The following is a 314-nucleotide window of genomic DNA, read 5'->3' as shown; positions in this document are numbered from 1 at the left end:
AATGATGGCAGTTATTCTTTTGACCCTAACCACGCCAGTTACGAGCATCTAGGGGAAGGTGAACATCAACAGCTGCAAATTCCAGTTACGGTCACTGACTTGCATCAAGCTCAAGTGACCCAGCTGCTCACTATCGACATTGAAGGGTTAAATGATCGTCCTGTGGTCTCTACCGTCAATATTAAGGTGCATGAAGACGATGCTACGGTCCATGGACAAGTGTCAGCAACGGATGTGGATACTTCGGATACGTTAACATTTAGCACGGCAAGCTCCGTGGATGGATTCATTCTGCATAGCGATGGCCGTTATGA

The 314-nt window shown here is 47.1% G+C and carries 1 protein-coding gene; it reads left to right on the top strand.

The window, feature by feature from the left end:
- The coding region (locus IQQ51_RS12705) for a VCBS domain-containing protein (protein ID WP_193841265.1) at positions 1-314 on the top strand (314 nt) is incomplete at both ends.

Source organism: Vibrio sp. OPT18 (assembly GCF_015163615.1).
GTDB lineage: Bacteria > Pseudomonadota > Gammaproteobacteria > Enterobacterales > Vibrionaceae > Vibrio > Vibrio coralliirubri.
This window is presented reverse-complemented; position numbering and strand designations above follow the sequence as displayed.